At 38.2% G+C, this 15,477-nt stretch carries 12 protein-coding genes and 3 tRNA genes; 6 read left to right on the plus strand and 9 right to left on the minus strand.

Annotated elements, in window-relative coordinates; translation table 11 throughout:
- The first annotated feature begins 58 nt into the window (after positions 1 to 58).
- From glnA to F928_RS07120, 5 genes are all read left to right on the plus strand, one after another.
- Positions 59 to 1,474: a type I glutamate--ammonia ligase gene (gene glnA / locus F928_RS07100; RefSeq protein ID WP_002052696.1), complete on the plus strand. Its 1,416-nt coding sequence runs from the start codon at positions 59 to 61 to the stop codon at positions 1,472 to 1,474.
- 125 nt (positions 1,475 to 1,599) lie between these two features.
- Positions 1,600 to 2,109, plus strand: a complete 510-nt coding sequence (gene ubiC, locus F928_RS07105) for a chorismate--pyruvate lyase family protein (RefSeq protein WP_001231788.1) — start codon at positions 1,600 to 1,602, stop codon at positions 2,107 to 2,109.
- Positions 2,106 to 2,984, plus strand: coding sequence for a 4-hydroxybenzoate octaprenyltransferase (gene ubiA, locus F928_RS07110; RefSeq protein WP_002119072.1), 879 nt, complete (start codon positions 2,106 to 2,108; stop codon positions 2,982 to 2,984). The genes ubiC and ubiA overlap by 4 nt, the downstream gene beginning before the upstream one ends.
- A gap of 109 nt (positions 2,985 to 3,093) precedes the next feature.
- The gene (locus F928_RS07115; RefSeq protein ID WP_002119060.1) at positions 3,094 to 4,401 is read left to right on the plus strand and encodes an alpha/beta hydrolase family protein; all 1,308 of its coding nucleotides are present in this window, start codon (positions 3,094 to 3,096) and stop codon (positions 4,399 to 4,401) included.
- 103 nt (positions 4,402 to 4,504) lie between these two features.
- On the plus strand, positions 4,505 to 4,705 hold the full coding sequence (locus F928_RS07120; protein WP_000082753.1) for a hypothetical protein: 201 nt from the start codon (positions 4,505 to 4,507) through the stop codon (positions 4,703 to 4,705).
- 4 nt (positions 4,706 to 4,709) lie between these two features.
- Here F928_RS07120 and F928_RS07125 read toward each other — a convergent pair whose 3' ends face one another.
- The 6 genes from F928_RS07125 to F928_RS07150 form a co-directional block, all read right to left on the minus strand.
- On the minus strand, positions 4,710 to 5,153 hold the full coding sequence (locus F928_RS07125; RefSeq protein WP_005068176.1) for a DUF2726 domain-containing protein: 444 nt from the start codon (positions 5,151 to 5,153) through the stop codon (positions 4,710 to 4,712).
- 56 nt (positions 5,154 to 5,209) lie between these two features.
- Positions 5,210 to 5,285, minus strand: a tRNA-Asn gene (locus F928_RS07130).
- Positions 5,286 to 5,466: 181 nt separating this feature from the next.
- A tRNA-Asn gene (locus tag F928_RS07135) sits at positions 5,467 to 5,542 on the minus strand.
- 8 nt (positions 5,543 to 5,550) lie between these two features.
- A tRNA-Asn gene (locus F928_RS07140) sits at positions 5,551 to 5,626 on the minus strand.
- Positions 5,627 to 5,772: 146 nt separating this feature from the next.
- Entirely contained in the window at positions 5,773 to 6,399 is a 627-nt protein-coding gene (gene sodB / locus F928_RS07145) for a superoxide dismutase (RefSeq protein WP_000208083.1), read from the minus strand.
- 145 nt (positions 6,400 to 6,544) lie between these two features.
- Entirely contained in the window at positions 6,545 to 7,303 is a 759-nt protein-coding gene (locus tag F928_RS07150) for a Nif3-like dinuclear metal center hexameric protein (RefSeq protein WP_005073418.1), read from the minus strand.
- Between the two features lie 194 nt (positions 7,304 to 7,497).
- On the opposite strand from F928_RS07150, the gene algW reads away from it, so the two are divergent.
- A complete protein-coding gene (algW, locus tag F928_RS07155; protein ID WP_005068179.1) occupies positions 7,498 to 8,673 on the plus strand; it encodes a S1C family serine protease in 1,176 nt (391 codons plus the stop codon).
- A gap of 42 nt (positions 8,674 to 8,715) precedes the next feature.
- Here algW and cca read toward each other — a convergent pair whose 3' ends face one another.
- The 3 genes from cca to F928_RS07170 form a co-directional block, all read right to left on the minus strand.
- The gene (cca, locus tag F928_RS07160) at positions 8,716 to 9,954 is read right to left on the minus strand and encodes a multifunctional CCA addition/repair protein (RefSeq protein WP_005073421.1); all 1,239 of its coding nucleotides are present in this window, start codon (positions 9,952 to 9,954) and stop codon (positions 8,716 to 8,718) included.
- 91 nt (positions 9,955 to 10,045) lie between these two features.
- Positions 10,046 to 12,316 (minus strand): NADP-dependent malic enzyme, encoded by a 2,271-nt coding sequence (gene maeB / locus F928_RS07165; protein ID WP_002118176.1) that lies wholly within the window; start codon positions 12,314 to 12,316, stop codon positions 10,046 to 10,048.
- A 236-nt stretch (positions 12,317 to 12,552) separates the two neighbouring features.
- The gene (locus tag F928_RS07170) at positions 12,553 to 15,405 is read right to left on the minus strand and encodes a putative bifunctional diguanylate cyclase/phosphodiesterase (protein ID WP_002118155.1); all 2,853 of its coding nucleotides are present in this window, start codon (positions 15,403 to 15,405) and stop codon (positions 12,553 to 12,555) included.
- Between the last annotated feature and the right edge of the window lie 72 nt (positions 15,406 to 15,477).

The raw sequence follows: 15,477 nt of genomic DNA on the forward strand, positions 1-15,477 counted from the left end.
ATAAATACCAGCAACTAACACGCACTTAACAAGTGCAACAAAATTTCATTGGAGCAAAATGAGCATGGCGAACAAGGTCCTTCAACTCATACAAGAAAGTGGCGCAAAATGGGTCGATTTTCGCTTTACTGATACTAAGGGTAAAGAGCAGCACGTAACTTACCCAGCTGATTCTATTGATGAAGATACTTTTGAAGACGGTAAAATGTTTGATGGTTCTTCAATCGCTGGTTGGAAAGGCATTGAAGCATCTGACATGATTTTACGTCCAGATGCGGAAACTGGTTTTATCGACCCGTTCTTTGCTGAACCAACTGTAGTTGTGACTTGTGACGTTATTGAACCTTCAACTGGTCAAGGTTATGAGCGTGACCCGCGTTCGATTGCTCGCCGTGCAGAAGAATACTTAAAATCTACAGGTATCGGTGATACTGCATTCTTTGGTCCAGAACCAGAATTCTTTGTATTTGACGAAGTGAAGTGGGACATCGATATGTCTGGCGCTCGTCATACATTAATCGCTGAAGAAGCTGCTTGGTCTACTGGTAAAGATTACGAGTCTGGTAACTCTGGTCACCGTCCACGTGTTAAAGGCGGTTACTTCCCAGTTCCTCCAGTTGATTCTTCACAAGATATGCGTGCAGAAATGTGTGCAAAAATCGAAGACATCATGGGTCCAGGTCGTGTAGAAGTACATCACCACGAAGTTGCTTCTTGCCAGTTAGAAATTGGTGTGAGCTTCAATACACTTGTACGTAAAGCTGATGAAGTTCAACAGTTCAAATATGCTGTTTGGAACGTTGCACATCAATATGCAAAAACAGCTACGTTTATGCCTAAACCAATGGTAGGTGATAACGGTTCTGGTATGCACGTTCACATGTCTATCTCTAAAGATGGCAAAAACTTGTTTGCTGGTGATGAATATGCAGGCCTTTCAGAAATGGCATTGTATTTCATCGGTGGTATCATCAAGCACGCTCGTGCATTGAATGCAATCACAAACCCATCTACAAACTCATACAAGCGTTTGGTTCCTCACTTCGAAGCACCAATCATGCTTGCTTACTCAGCACGTAACCGTTCTGCTTCTATCCGTATTCCATACGTTTCTAGCCCTAAAGGTAAGCGTATCGAAGCTCGTTTCCCAGACCCAATGATGAACCCGTACTTAGGTTTCGCTGCATTGTTAATGGCTGGTATCGACGGTATCCAAAACAAGATCCATCCGGGCGAAGCTGCTGATAAGAACTTGTATGATCTTCCTCCAGAAGAAGAAGCAAAAATCCCAACAGTTGCTCATAGCTTAGATATGGCTCTTGAAGCACTTCAAGCAGATCACGAATTCTTGTTAAAAGGCGGCGTATTCACTAAAGAAATGCTTGATGCATACATCGAACTTAAAACTGAAGATGTACGTCGTCTTAACACGACTACTCATCCAGTTGAATTCGATATGTACTACAGCTTGTAATACGTATTTCGTAAAAAAGCCTGCATATGCAGGCTTTTTTATTGCCTGGAATGTTGATTGAATTCTCTACGTTTTTTATCAAAAAATTGGAGTAAACTAAGTGCGAGTTTTCATGTGAGCAGATTATGCGTAAACGACAACCAGTACTTAAACAGGAAAAGGCTTTAAATCCTGAGTTGAAAACATGGTTGTATGCTTCTGGTTCTCTGACTCAACAATTAACTGAGCTCGGTGGCGGCCAGTTTAGTGTGAGGCCCTTTAAAGAACACTTTCAGCGTTTAACGTTTGTAGATAGCCAATGGATGAACATGTCTCATGCTCATACTTCATGGGTAAGGGAAACCTACTTATATGGCTGTGAAGCAGAGCCGTGGGTGAAAGCAAAAAGTATTTTTCCAATTCAAAGTTTACAAAAAAAAGCGCGTATATTTCAGCACATCGGTTCTAAACCGATTGGCTTTTTTCTATTTCAAAGAACAACTCCGCTTTGTGACCGTCGTGTCATTCGTTTGCCAGAAGGCTGGACGCGACAAAGTTGCTATACTTGGCATGGATGTAAATTTATCGTCCAAGAAACATTCTTACCGGCTTTTGAAGCTTTTTTAAATCAGCAGCACGACAAGGAATTACTATGACGACTGCAACAGGCACAACATGGCGTCAGCGTTTAGAAGCTTATTATTATCTATGTCGATTTGATAAGCCTGTTGGAACAGAACTGGTGTTTTGGCCAACCATGTGGGCACTTTGGATTGCAGCAGAGGGAATGCCACCTCTACATATTCTTTTGGCGATGGTATTCGGTACAATTTTTATGCGTGCCGCTGGCTGTGCGATTAATGATTTTGCTGATCGTAAAGTAGATGGACATGTAGAGCGTACAAAAACGCGCCCTTTGGCAACAGGGGTAATTAGTCCAAGAGAAGCGGTATATGTATTTTTAGCATTAGTATTTGCCAGTGCTTGTACGCTGTTCTTTTTACCTATCGCGACGTTCTACTGTGCATTAGGGGGCTTGGCGTTAGCATTTATATATCCTTTTATGAAACGTTATACCCATTTACCGCAAGTAGTGTTAGGTATGGCATTTTCTTGGGGGATTCCAATGTCATTTACTGCAATGGGTAAGCCTTTAGATATAACGTGTTGGCTAATTTATTTTGGTAATTTGGCATGGACAGTGGCTTTTGACACTCAATATGCAATTACAGATCGTGAATATGATTTAAAGATTGGCGTGAAATCTACAGCTATTCTTTTTGGCCGATATGACATCCAGATTATTGCTCTTTTACAAGCAACTAGTCTTGTTTTGATTGGTACTGCACTATATTTAGAAAATATTTTATTCCCCTGGGCAATTATTGCTTTAGTTGTAGTGGCCTTTGATTTTGTATATCAAACAGTTAAAACCAAAGACCGCAACCCTCAAGTTTGTTTTTGGGCATTTCGTCACAATCGTTGGGTGGGATTAATCATTTTTCTAGGAATATTTTTAAATTTCATATAGTAAAAATGACCGTGAGGTTGAAAAGTGTTCTATGCAGAGCACTTTTTTTATGTCTTAATATTTGTGCATAAAAATATGCGGAATAAATAACACATAAAAAGGATATTCTATGAAACGGTCAAAAATTGCTTTAGCTATAACATTATCAACTTCAGCACTATTTCTTACAGCGTGTAATGACGATGATGATGACTATATTGGTGTAAATCCTGATAAAACTTATGTTTCTGAAAAATCCTATTCTAAGGATACCTTAAGTGGTGCTTCATCTATAAAAGTGATGACATATAACATGGTGAATGTACAAGGGAAAACAGCTGAAGCAACTGCTTTGGTAATGTTCCCTAAAGTTGCTCAACCAAAAGATGGTTATCGCGTAGTGGTATGGGAGCACGGCACAGTAGGTGTAGGGGATAGTTGTGCACCAAGCAACAATACGATTAATCCACGTTTTAAAATTCTAGCGGATACTTTATTAGCTGCTGGTTATGTGATTGTGGCACCTGACTATGAAGGTTTAGGTACTAGAGGCATGCATCCATACCTTAATTTAGGAAGTGAGGCTAAATCTGCAATTGCAGCAGTTAAAGCTGCTAAAGATCATTACGGTAGTCAGTTAAATAGTTCATGGATGTCAATTGGGCAGTCTCAAGGAGGCCATGCTTCATTAGGAACAGCTGAATTTGCTAATAACGACACTAACTACAAAGGAGCTGTTGCAACAGCACCAGCTTCTAGCCTTGGCGATATTATTTCTAAAATTGCTCCGCAAGCAATTAGAGACATTCTTCAGAAAGAGCAGGCTGGTACCGCACCTGTTGGTACGGCTGTGGAAGTGTATGCCGAGCTACTTGCATATGCTGCATATACCACAGTGGGTATTACTGCTTATGAACCTAAATTTAATTATCGTGCAATCTTTCAACAACGTTCTCAAAGTATAGCTGAGTTTGCAGAAGGCACTACGGGTGAAAATGGAGTCTGTTTAACTGATTTGCATAATAAATTTGCAGATGATATTCGAGATTTTCTTGCGACTAATACTGGTAAAACAGTTCTAGATTATCCAGGCCTAGCTGGTAATTTCCAGGAGAATCCAACGGTACAAAAATTCTTGGTAGATAATCAACCTGCTACCAAAAAAATTAATTCACCAGTCATGATTGTTCAAGGTACTGCGGATATGGCTGTACCATATCCTGTTACTAATGCCTTACAAGAGGGACTTAAAAAAATGGGAACTGATGTGACATTTGTACCTGTTGTTGGAGCTGCCCATACTCAGGCGATTGTATGTAGAAATGCTGAAATTTATCAATTTGTTCAATCTAAGATGCCAGCTAAAACAAATATAGTGCTTGATCCATCAGTAATAGATGCCAGTAAGAATGTTGAATGTACTGGAATAGCACAATAATTTTTTGTATTTAAAATCTTCAAATTAAAAAGGTCCTGAAAAGGGCCTTTTTTGTTATATTGTTACACAGTTTGATTTGATACTATTTGAGTTTGAAGAACTTATGAGCCAGCAACCTGTTGAAAAAAAATCTGTTCCTTGGTTATTAATGGGATTAGGTTTACTTATTCCTTTTCTAATTATTGGAATACTTTTCTTGGCTGCAAAAAGCGATGCTAAGAATAAAAAACAATATGAACAACAGCGTTTAGAGATGGCAAAAAGAATAGCTGAGAAAGAAGCTGCAAATTCTGAATCGAAATAGCTTGTTAATGAATATCCTTTTGTAATTGGCGTACAGTAGGAATATTTGTGTAACGCTTTACAAGGTAGCCTGCTTCAGTAAGCATTTGATCACGAATACGGTCTTCTTCTACTTTTTCAAGATGGGTAGGGTCATCTAGTTCAATGATGGCCATGACTTCCATCTTGTCGTTGAGCACAACAAAGTCAGTAACTTTACGATTGAACTGACTACGAATTTTATAGTCATTACTGGTAATTAATGCGCTAAACGCCACTTGTGCTAACACATGATAATTTGGAAAACTTTGTTTTAAACGTATAAACATTTGAGTTTCAAAGTTTGTAATGACAGGGCGAGCAAAGAATTTTTGTTTTGGAAATAAATAAGGGCGTAAACAAACAAGAAGAAAAATACAGGTGCTTACGCAACCTAAAACAATAAAAAATAAGTGACTCGATTCGAACATGTGAAGGCATCATACAAATAAAAACCCACTCATGATGAGTGGGTTTTTAAGAATCTTGGCTCTCCCACCTGGGCTCGAACCAGGGACCTGCGGATTAACAGTCCGTCGCTCTACCGACTGAGCTATGGGAGAATCTGGAAAAGGATTTTAGGCAGGAAAGAGGGCTGGGTCAAGCCTTAATAACAGAATTAGAGTGAATATCTAATCGTTTGGTTTAAAAATACTCGAAACATTGATTTTATTCAAAATAATGAAAAATTATTAAATCATTAGAAAAGAAAAAACCCGCAATAAATGCGGGCTTTTAGAATCTTGGCTCTCCCACCTGGGCTCGAACCAGGGACCTGCGGATTAACAGTCCGTCGCTCTACCGACTGAGCTATGGGAGATTAGTAGATGGCTCTCCAACCTGGGCTCGAACCAGGGACCTGCGGATTAACAGTCCGTCGCTCTACCGACTGAGCTATTGGAGAATCTGATGCGCATTTTATGGATGAAATCTAAAAGCGTCAATAAGAATATTAAAGAAAATGAATCGTTTGCTTGATTAATATGCTTTTGCTGTATTAAAAATAAAAAAACCACCCCAAATAGGGTGGTTTTTCATAAAGAAATAAAATTATTTCTCTACACCAGCTGGTTGACCTGCAAGTTTTGCATTTGCATAGTCCCAGTTCACAAGGCTTTCTAGGAAAGTTGCGATGTATTTAGGACGTAAGTTACGGAAATCGATGTAGTAAGCATGTTCCCATACGTCAATTGTTAATACAGCAATTTGGCCATGTGCAAGTGGAGTGTCTGCATTAGAAGTTTTAGTAATAGATAATTTACCGTTTACTTCATCAGCAACTAACCAAGCCCAACCTGAACCGAATTGAGTTGTTGCAGCAGCAGTAAATTCTTCTGCAAACTTTTCGTAGCTACCAAAAGCTTCGTCAATTTTAGCAGCGATTGCGCCAGTAGGCTTACCACCACCATTTGGCTTCATGCTGTTCCAGTAGAAAGTGTGGTTCCAAACTTGAGCAGCATTGTTGAAAATACCAGCTTTAGATGCATCACCAGCAGTCGCTTTAATGATTTCTTCTAAAGTTTTACCTTCAAGGTCAGTCCCTTTGATTAAGTTGTTTAAGTTAACAACATAGGTATTGTGGTGTTTATCGTGATGGTATTCTAAAGTTTCTTTACTAATATGTGGCGCTAAATCATCATAGCCATATGGAAGTGCAGGTAAAGTAATGGTTGTCATGTTCCTATTCCTTGCATTTGCTGGGTTATACAATTAAGTGGCTCTATTGTAAATGATTCTGGTAACAATAGGGCATCGTTTTAAAGAACTATACACAATAAAGATCTAATTAATACGCATAACACAGATTGAAAAAAAGACTTAATTAAATCGGATTATTCAATTCAAAATATTCAGCTTCAATTGAAAACTGTTTTGAGATCGCTTGTGCCAAACGCTGAACTCCATAACGCTCAGTAGCATGGTGACCACAGGCGAAATAGTGAACCCCTAATTCTTTTGCTTCATAAAAAGTTCGTTCACTGACTTCACCTGAAATATAAGCATCACAATTTTGCAAAGCAGCTTTAGCAATAAAATCTTGAGCGCCGCCTGTACAGAAGCCTACTTTTTGAATGCTTTGCTTTTCTGCTGGCAAATGAATCACTTTAAAATCAAAACTGTTTTGAAGCTGTGCTTTAAACTCATCTACAGAAACTGCTTGCTCTAAATAACCAATATTACCAATCGGATGTTTCTCGGTTAAATCGAGTGGTTCTAAATTCTTCAAGTTTAGTTTTTCTGCAATCGCTACATTGTTGCCCAAAGTTGGGTGTGCATCTAAAGGTAGATGATAAGCGACTAATGAAATATTATTTTGAATGAGTTTTTTAATGCGGTTGCCTCGCATTCCAATAATTGGATACGGTTCACCCTTCCAAAAATAACCATGATGTACGAGTAATAAATCTGCATTTTGAGCAATTGCTGCATCAATCGCATCTTCGGAAGCAGTAACCGCACAAACGATACGTTTTACTTCAGTTGAACCTTCAATTTGCAGGCCATTTGGTGCGTAATCTTTAAATTCTGCCGCTTTTAAGGTTTGGTCGCACCACTGAATAATTTCATGCAAATTTGCCATGATATTTCCTGAATTGAGTAGTAAATAATTGCTAAAGCTATAGAAACATATTTTGTTGTGTAACTAAAGCTAGACAAATCTTTTTTGACTTTTTTATGTATATCGACATATTTAATTTAAAATGCTTAACTGAAAACTCTTTTTGTTCAATATATTAATTTAATTAAAAACTTCTTTGCGTAGAGGATATGAACGTGCGCCGCACCTTTACATGGTTACCTTGGGTGTTACTTATTATTGTAATTGCCAGTTTTATTGCATGGCAAAAATACCATCAGCCGAAACCAACTGTTGCAGTTGATGGGGTGCAAATGCCTGCTGAGAAAGTTGAACCACTCGTTGATACTTCGCGAGCGGGCGGGGTGGTATCTTATAGCGCTGCAGTAAAAGTTGCAGCGCCAGCAGTTGTTAATATTTTTACGACCCAGAAAGTTAAACAAAATCATCCATTATTAAGTGATCCGGTCTTCCGTGAGTTTTTTGGAAATCAGGTTCCTGAACAACAACAGCAAAATGAAAATAGCTTAGGCTCTGGGGTTATTGTACGAGCTGATGGTTATATTCTGACGAATAATCATGTGATTGCTCAAGCTGATCAGATTGTAGTTGCATTACATGACGGCCGTCGTGCAGAAGCAACGATTGTTGGAACAGACCCTGATACTGATTTAGCTGTAATTAAAATCGATTTAGATAAATTACCTGTATTGCCATTTAAACTCAGTGGTAATGAAGTAGGTGATGTGGTCTTAGCAATTGGTAACCCATTTGGCGTAGGCCAAACGGTAACTCAAGGTATTATTTCTGCGACTGAACGCTCTGATTTAGGCATTAATACCTATGAAGACTTTATTCAAACAGATGCCGCAATTAACCCAGGTAACTCTGGTGGAGCATTAATTGATGTGGCTGGGAATTTAATCGGGGTAAATACTGCTATTTTCTCTCAGTCAGGTGGTTCTTTAGGAATTGGTTTTGCAATTCCTGCTAAAGTTTGCCAACAAGTTTTAAACTCGATTTTGAAAGATGGCCGTGTAGTCCGTGGATGGTTAGGTATTAGTTTAGTACCGCCTACACAAGAAGACGTATTAGCACCTAAACAGCAAATTGGTGTTGTGGTTGCAGATGTCTTGAAAAATGGTCCAGCTGCATCAGCAGGTATTAAGATTGGTGATAAAATTATTCAGGTGAATAACCAACAAATCACTTCAGCATCTCATTTGATTAATTATGTTGCATTACAAGCGCCTAACAGCGAAATTAATGTAATGGTCGAGCGAGATGGGAAGCAACAAAACTTTGTGGTGACAGTAGGGGAAAGAAAAAACCAAAATACTCAATCACAATTTATACCGCTGCCTAAACAGTAAAGATAAAAAAGCCTCGTAATGAGGCTTTTTTCTTGGTGTTAATTAAGTATGAGACAGTGCTTGATGCTGATGTTTGAACTCAGTTAAAGCATCAATACGGTACTGAATGAGCATTTCACCAATCTCCGCACCTTTAATGTTTTCAGGTAAATCCTGAACTTTAATAGAGCGAACGATTTGCATCGCATCTAACATGTACTGAGCTTGTGGATAAGGTCGGTCTTCTAAACCTAATCTTCCTTTAGCATCACATTCACATGCTTGTACAAAAGCTTCCACTCTCTCAGGACGACGTAATACATCTAGACGCTGTAATAGACGCCATACTGTTCCTGGTTTTAACGACATAATCTGATGACATTTTAGATGTTCTTTACACACTGATAATGCCAACTGTCGAGTTTGAGTTGGAACTTTTAAACGTTCACATAACTCGGTAACAGGTTTTACTCCACGTTCTTCATGCATGATGTGGCGAGGAAGTTCGTTAGCTGGAGTCAATGCTTTACCCAAATCATGTACTAAAACAGCAAATCGAACATCAAGTGAATAGTTTGATTTACAAGCTTGCTGTAACGACATTAAGGTATGTATGCCGCAGTCCACTTCTGGATGATATTCAGGGCGCTGTGGTACACCAAATAATGCGTCAATTTCAGGGAAAAGATGTTTCAACGCCCCACAGTCACGTAATGTCTGAAAATAAACATCCGCATGATCTTCTAAAAGTGCGCGAGAAGTCTCTTTCCATATACGTTCTGGTGTTAAGGCATCAAGCTCACCTGATTCGGCCATGGTTTGCATAAGCTGCATTGTCTCTGGCGCAATCTGAAAACCATATGAAGAATAGCGAGCCGCAAAGCGTGCAACACGTAAAACACGTAAAGGATCTTCAGCAAAAGCTTCTGAAACATGACGTAAAGTTTTATTTTCTAAATCTGTTTGACCGCCATATGGATCGTATAATTTGCCATCTTGATCCATTGCTATGGCATTGATGGTTAAATCACGGCGAATTAAATCTTCTTCTAAACTTACTGTGGTATCGGTAAAAAATTGAAAGCCGTGGTAGCCTTTACCAGATTTTCTTTCAGTACGTGCAAGTGCATATTCTTCTTTCGTTTCGGGATGAAGAAACACAGGAAAATCTTTGCCTACAGGTTGAAAACCTTGGGCGAGCATGTGTTCCGGCGTTGCACCGACAACAACATAATCTTTTTCTTGATAGGGATGCCCAAGTAAAAAATCACGGACGGCACCGCCTACTAAATACACTTGCATGAAAAAACCTCTATTCTTCAAGCAATCATGCTACAGAATAGAGGTTTTCTCAAGTCATTAGAGATGCTTTTCGTAAAAAGCAGTTTCTAAATTACTTTTCTTGTTGTTGGATTTCAGCAACAGTTAAAGCAGTCATATTGATAAGACGACGAGTTGTTGCTGTAGGTGTCAAAATATGAACAGGTTTTGCTGCACCAAGTAAAATTGGACCAATAGTAACGTTGTTACCAGAAGTTGCTTTCAACAAGTTAAATGAAATATTTGCTGCATCTAGGTTTGGCATAATGAGCAAGTTTGCCGAACCTTTGAAACGTGAGCCAGGGAATGCAAATTGACGAATGTTTTCGTCTAATGCTGCATCACCGTGCATTTCACCTTCAACTTCAAGCTCAGGAGCTTGCTCAGATAAAATACGATAAACTTCACGCATTTTTTGAGCACTTGAGTCAGTCTGGTCACTACCAAAACTTGAATGAGAAAGCAGGGCTACACGCGGAGTAATACCAAAACGACGTACTTCTTCAGCTGCTAAAATAGTCATTTCAGCAAGTTGTTCAGCAGTCGGGTTTGTATTTACGTATGTATCAGCAATAAACAAGTTACGATCTTCAAGCATTAATGCATTTAAGGTGAAGAAGTTATTCATACCTTCTTTTAGACCGATGACATTGCGTACAAAGTCAAGGTGAATGTTATAGCTACTGTAAGTACCACATAACATACCGTCTGCTTTACCGAATTTAACCAGTAGAGATGCAATTAATGTTGAACGGCGACGTGCTTCACGTTGAGCATATTCAACAGTAATACCTTTGCGTTGCATAGTTTGATAGTAGTCTTTCCAAAACTCTTCATACATCGGGTTTTGTTCTTGATCTACAATCTCAATGTTTACGCCATGTTGTAAACGTAAGCCTAATTTTTTGATATTAGCTTCAATTACAGCAGTACGACCTACTAAAATTGGTTTAGCTAAATCTTCATCAACTGCGATTTGCACTGCACGTAATACGCGCTCATCTTCACCTTCAGCATATGCGATGCGTTTAGGATCAGTTTTTGCTTGAGCAAAAATCGGTTTCATCAAGAATGCAGAGTTATAAACAAACTCAGATAATTTTTGACGGTATGCAGAGAAATCTTCGATCGGACGAGTTGCAACACCTGAATCCATTGCAGCTTTAGCAACAGCAGGGGCAATTTCTAAAATTAAACGTTGATCAAGTGGACGTGGAATTAAGTAGTCACGGCCAAATGAAGCAGATTTTTCGCCATAAGTTGCTGCATCTGCTTCTACGTGTGCCATACGTGCAATTGCATGTACACATGCAATTTTCATGTCTTCATTAATCGTTGTTGCACCAACGTCAAGCGCACCACGGAAAATGTAAGGGAAACATAATGCGTTGTTTACTTGGTTTGGATAGTCAGAACGACCAGTTGCCATGATTACATCAGGACGTACTTCATGTGCATGTTCAGGTAAAATTTCTGGATCTGGGTTTGCCAAAGCAAAAATAATAGGGTTCTCAGCCATCTGTTTCACCATTTCTTTGGTGAGAATACCAGCAGCAGAAAGACCCAAGAACATATCAGCACCAGCCATTACTTCATGTAACTGAGTCGCTTTAATGTCTTGAACATAACGTTTTTTCGATTCATCCAAGCCTTCACGTGAAGTAGTGAGTAGACCGCGAGAATCGGCAACAATGATATTTTCTTTATTTACGCCTAAAGCACAAAGTAAATCTAAACAAGAAAGGGCAGCAGCGCCTGCACCTGAAGCTACAATTTTGATTTCATCAATTTTCTTATTTACAAGTTGCAATGCATTAAGCAAAGCTGAACCTACAATGATACTTGTACCGTGTTGATCGTCATGGAATACAGGAATTTTCATGCGTTCGCGAAGTTTCTTTTCGATATAGAAACATTCTGGCGCTTTAATATCTTCGAGGTTGATACCACCGAAAGTTGGCTCAAGAGAGGCAACAATATCTACAATTTTATCTGGATCGTTTTCTGCAATTTCGATGTCAAATACGTCAACACCAGCAAACTTCTTGAAAAGTACGCCTTTACCTTCCATTACAGGTTTAGACGCTAATGGTCCAATATTACCTAAACCAAGAACAGCTGTACCGTTACTGACTACGGCAACCAAGTTTCCGCGAGCTGTATATTTAGCAGCAGCAGATGGATCACGCTCAATCTCTAAACATGGCGCAGCAACTCCTGGTGAGTAGGCTAAAGCCAAATCTCGTTGGTTGACAAGTTGCTTACTTGGGGTGACGCTGATTTTCCCTGGGTTTGGATATTCATGGTAATTTAAAGCGGCCTGTTTTAAAGATTGATCGTCCATCTGAGTCTCTATTTGATACAAAAAAGCAAACTAGTCAAATTGCTCATTTAGGGAGAGGCAACTCACTTCTTTAACTACGCTTTAATTTTTACCAATTAAGAGAATAGTAGACGAATTGCCAATAGCCCCGTGGTGAGCTAAATGCTAAAGAATATAACACTACTTCTTTATTTCTCACAGTCAAAAACGCTCATTTTTGGAAAAAGCAGCATAGGTAAAGTAGATGATTGGAACAATTAAGAAATATGCGGATTTGTTTGTAGATAAGGAATAATCTGCTCGGCAGGAATAGGGCGACTAAAGAAATAGCCTTGTAAAAAATCACATTGTTGTTTTTGTAGATAGGTGACTTGTTCTTTTGTTTCTACACCTTCAGCAACCAGTTTAAGTCCCATACTTTTACCCATCGCGATCATTGCATTTACAATAGCTTCTTGTTTGTGATCACCAATTTTAGAAATAAAAGCACGATCAATTTTTAATACGTCAATTGGGTACTCTGTCAAATAGGCTAAAGAGGAATAACCCGTACCAAAGTCATCTAAAGCAATTGAGATATCTCGTTGTTTTATCGCGTGTAATAGTGTTTTTACATTGGCAGTATTATCTAGAAGGGCTGACTCTGTAATTTCAAGTTCGAGATCTGAACCTTGAATATTATATTTTTGCAAAACCTCATCTAAGTCATTGAGTAATAAGCCTCGATGTATTTGTTGAGCGACAATATTTACAGAGACTTGAATATTGATATAACCAGCATTTTTCCACTCTTGGAGTTGCTTTCCAACTTTATCTAAAACAACTTTCCCAATATCTGAGATCAGGCTACTACGCTCAGCAAAAGGTATAAACATATTTGGCAGGATTAATCCTTTTTCAGGATGCTGCCAACGAATGAGTGCTTCAAAACCGATAATCGATTGATCGTTTATATTAATTTTGGGCTGGTAATAAATGACAAATTCATCATTTTGAATGGCTTTACGTAGCTCTTGCTCTAAATCGGCAGTTTTATATGAGTGATTTGTTTTATTGCAGTAATAGCAAATTGTATTACCACCTAAACGTTTTGCCTCGGAAAGAGCTTGCTCTGCATGATTGTTGAGATGATCAATTTGCCTGCCATGTTCAGGAAAACATGCAACACCGATAGATGCAGTAATAAAATATTCGTGATTATCAATGTAAAAAGGTGCATTGAGTGCTTGTAAAATGTTTTGGCAATATTGCTCAACATTTGGATGAATTGGCGAAATTTCATAAATGATTGCAAAATCATCACTATTTAAATAGGCGACTAAAATCGCATTGATATTGATTAAGCGTAATCTTTGTGCGAACTGTTTAAGTAATTCATCACCACTATCATTATTTAAAAATTCATTGAAAGCTCGGAAGCGGTCAATATTCACCCGTATTAATGCTAAATTTTTAATGTTATATGAAGGGTTTACAAGATATTGATGTAATTGATTGTAGTAGTAAAGACGATTAGGCAGATGGGTGAGGCTATCGTAGTTTTTTAAGTAAGATAGATGTTGCTCTTGGCGCTTTTGCTCAGTGAGGTCACGTGCAAATCCAATATAATTGGTAATTTGATTGAATTCATCTTTGACCACATTGATATGCAACCATAAATATACGCTTTTGCCAGAACTAAACTTTTCATCAAACTGGCCCATATATTCTCCTGTCTCCAGAAGTTGTTGCGTTATTGATGTATGAAACTGTTGTTGCAATTCTTTTTGATTAATTGTAATGCTAAATAGTTCTTTATTCAGAAGTTCTGACTTAGAAAATCCGGTTAATTTTTCGTAGTAGGGATTTACATCAATATAGTTTAGGTGCTCATCTAAAATAAATATTCCTTCTGCAGCTTGCTCGAGCACAATTGCAGATAGCCTTAGATGTTCTTGATCCTTCTTCTCTTGATGTATATCACGGGTCATTCCCACCATACGAAGCGCTTTTTGTGTTTTGGGATCTCTAGTGATGACACGGCCTACATCATGAATCCATCTCCAAGAACCATCTCGACGTAAAATTCGAAAGGTGATATTAAAATGATCTGTAACGCCTTCCAAATGTTGTTTTAAACGTTCATCAAAAAGTTTTTTATCGCTTGGGTGTATACGATCTAATATCGTGTTGAGATGAATAACGGCGGTTTGAGTTTGTTTTTGTTGATCGAAAAATGTAATTTCCAATCTTTGACTTTCAATATCCCAATCCCAAGGCCGAATACCCGCTGTTTCATGTGCAAAAGCTAAATTATAGTGATGGCTTTCGAGTTGCTCATTCATTTTAGTGAGGTCATAGGTACGTTCACGTACTTTTTGCTCAAGTAAATGGTTATTAAATTGGAGCTGGGCTTCAATATCTTTGGACTTATTCACTTCTTGTTGGAGTTGTACACATAATTCTTCAGCCCATTGGGTGTGCTGGTCTGAAATTTGAACGAGCTGTTTATTTTTTAATAATAATTGAGAGGTCTTTTGGTAATTACGTTGAGTTGCATATGCACAAAGCACAGTTGCGACAAAGGTGAGGTTATAGGCGAAATAAAAAGGTAACTGAGTAATTGGATTATGTGTGAATTGAGCAATTAGTAGAGGGACAGTGCTAGGAATAAATAATAGATAAAAATATCGGGGTTGTTGGGTTAAAAAAGTAAGGCCAATGATATGAGCCGAAGTAATAAATAAAGCAATTAAAATATGAGCATCTGGTAGTGCAATTAATTCAGGAGGTAGATAAAAATGAATAATTGTGACATTTATTCCAATTAAAATTCCTGAGAATAAACAAATACTTTGTAAGATACGATCAGCTTTTTTTGTAAAATCAATCGTGCGATAGTGAGTTAAGATGTTGGGAATAAATAATAAGCAGACAAGAGCGACGACGGTAAGGCCAATAGACCAGCTAAATATTGTTATTGTAGATGAAAAATAGTAAGAAAAAATACCATATGAAATGAGGCACAGTAATATCAGGCTAATTAAATACCAGCGGATATATTGAGTTGAAAGTTTCAGCTGTTCAATTTTTGTTTGATGCTGTAGATATTCTTCCTGAAGCCCAGACATAAGATTTTTCTATCCTATTTTTTTACATATATACAGAAAGAATCTGATTTATCAGTGAAAAAGAATTTGAAA

The sequence above is a fragment of the Acinetobacter pittii ATCC 19004 = CIP 70.29 genome (assembly GCF_000369045.1).
Classification (GTDB): Bacteria; Pseudomonadota; Gammaproteobacteria; order Pseudomonadales; family Moraxellaceae; genus Acinetobacter; species Acinetobacter pittii.

What these genes read in the sequence shown, in the direction of transcription:
- glnA (WP_002052696.1), top strand. Translation starts at nt 59, where the DNA reads ATGAGCATGGCGAACAAGGTCCTTCAACTCATACAAGAAAGTGGCGCA.
- ubiC (WP_001231788.1), top strand. Translation starts at nt 1,600, where the DNA reads ATGCGTAAACGACAACCAGTACTTAAACAGGAAAAGGCTTTAAATCCT.
- ubiA (WP_002119072.1), top strand. Translation starts at nt 2,106, where the DNA reads ATGACGACTGCAACAGGCACAACATGGCGTCAGCGTTTAGAAGCTTAT.
- F928_RS07115 (WP_002119060.1), top strand. Translation starts at nt 3,094, where the DNA reads ATGAAACGGTCAAAAATTGCTTTAGCTATAACATTATCAACTTCAGCA.
- F928_RS07120 (WP_000082753.1), top strand. Translation starts at nt 4,505, where the DNA reads ATGAGCCAGCAACCTGTTGAAAAAAAATCTGTTCCTTGGTTATTAATG.
- F928_RS07125 (WP_005068176.1), bottom strand. Translation starts at nt 5,153, where the DNA reads ATGTTCGAATCGAGTCACTTATTTTTTATTGTTTTAGGTTGCGTAAGC.
- sodB (WP_000208083.1), bottom strand. Translation starts at nt 6,399, where the DNA reads ATGACAACCATTACTTTACCTGCACTTCCATATGGCTATGATGATTTA.
- F928_RS07150 (WP_005073418.1), bottom strand. Translation starts at nt 7,303, where the DNA reads ATGGCAAATTTGCATGAAATTATTCAGTGGTGCGACCAAACCTTAAAA.
- cca (WP_005073421.1), bottom strand. Translation starts at nt 9,954, where the DNA reads ATGCAAGTGTATTTAGTAGGCGGTGCCGTCCGTGATTTTTTACTTGGG.
- maeB (WP_002118176.1), bottom strand. Translation starts at nt 12,316, where the DNA reads ATGGACGATCAATCTTTAAAACAGGCCGCTTTAAATTACCATGAATAT.
- F928_RS07170 (WP_002118155.1), bottom strand. Translation starts at nt 15,405, where the DNA reads ATGTCTGGGCTTCAGGAAGAATATCTACAGCATCAAACAAAAATTGAA.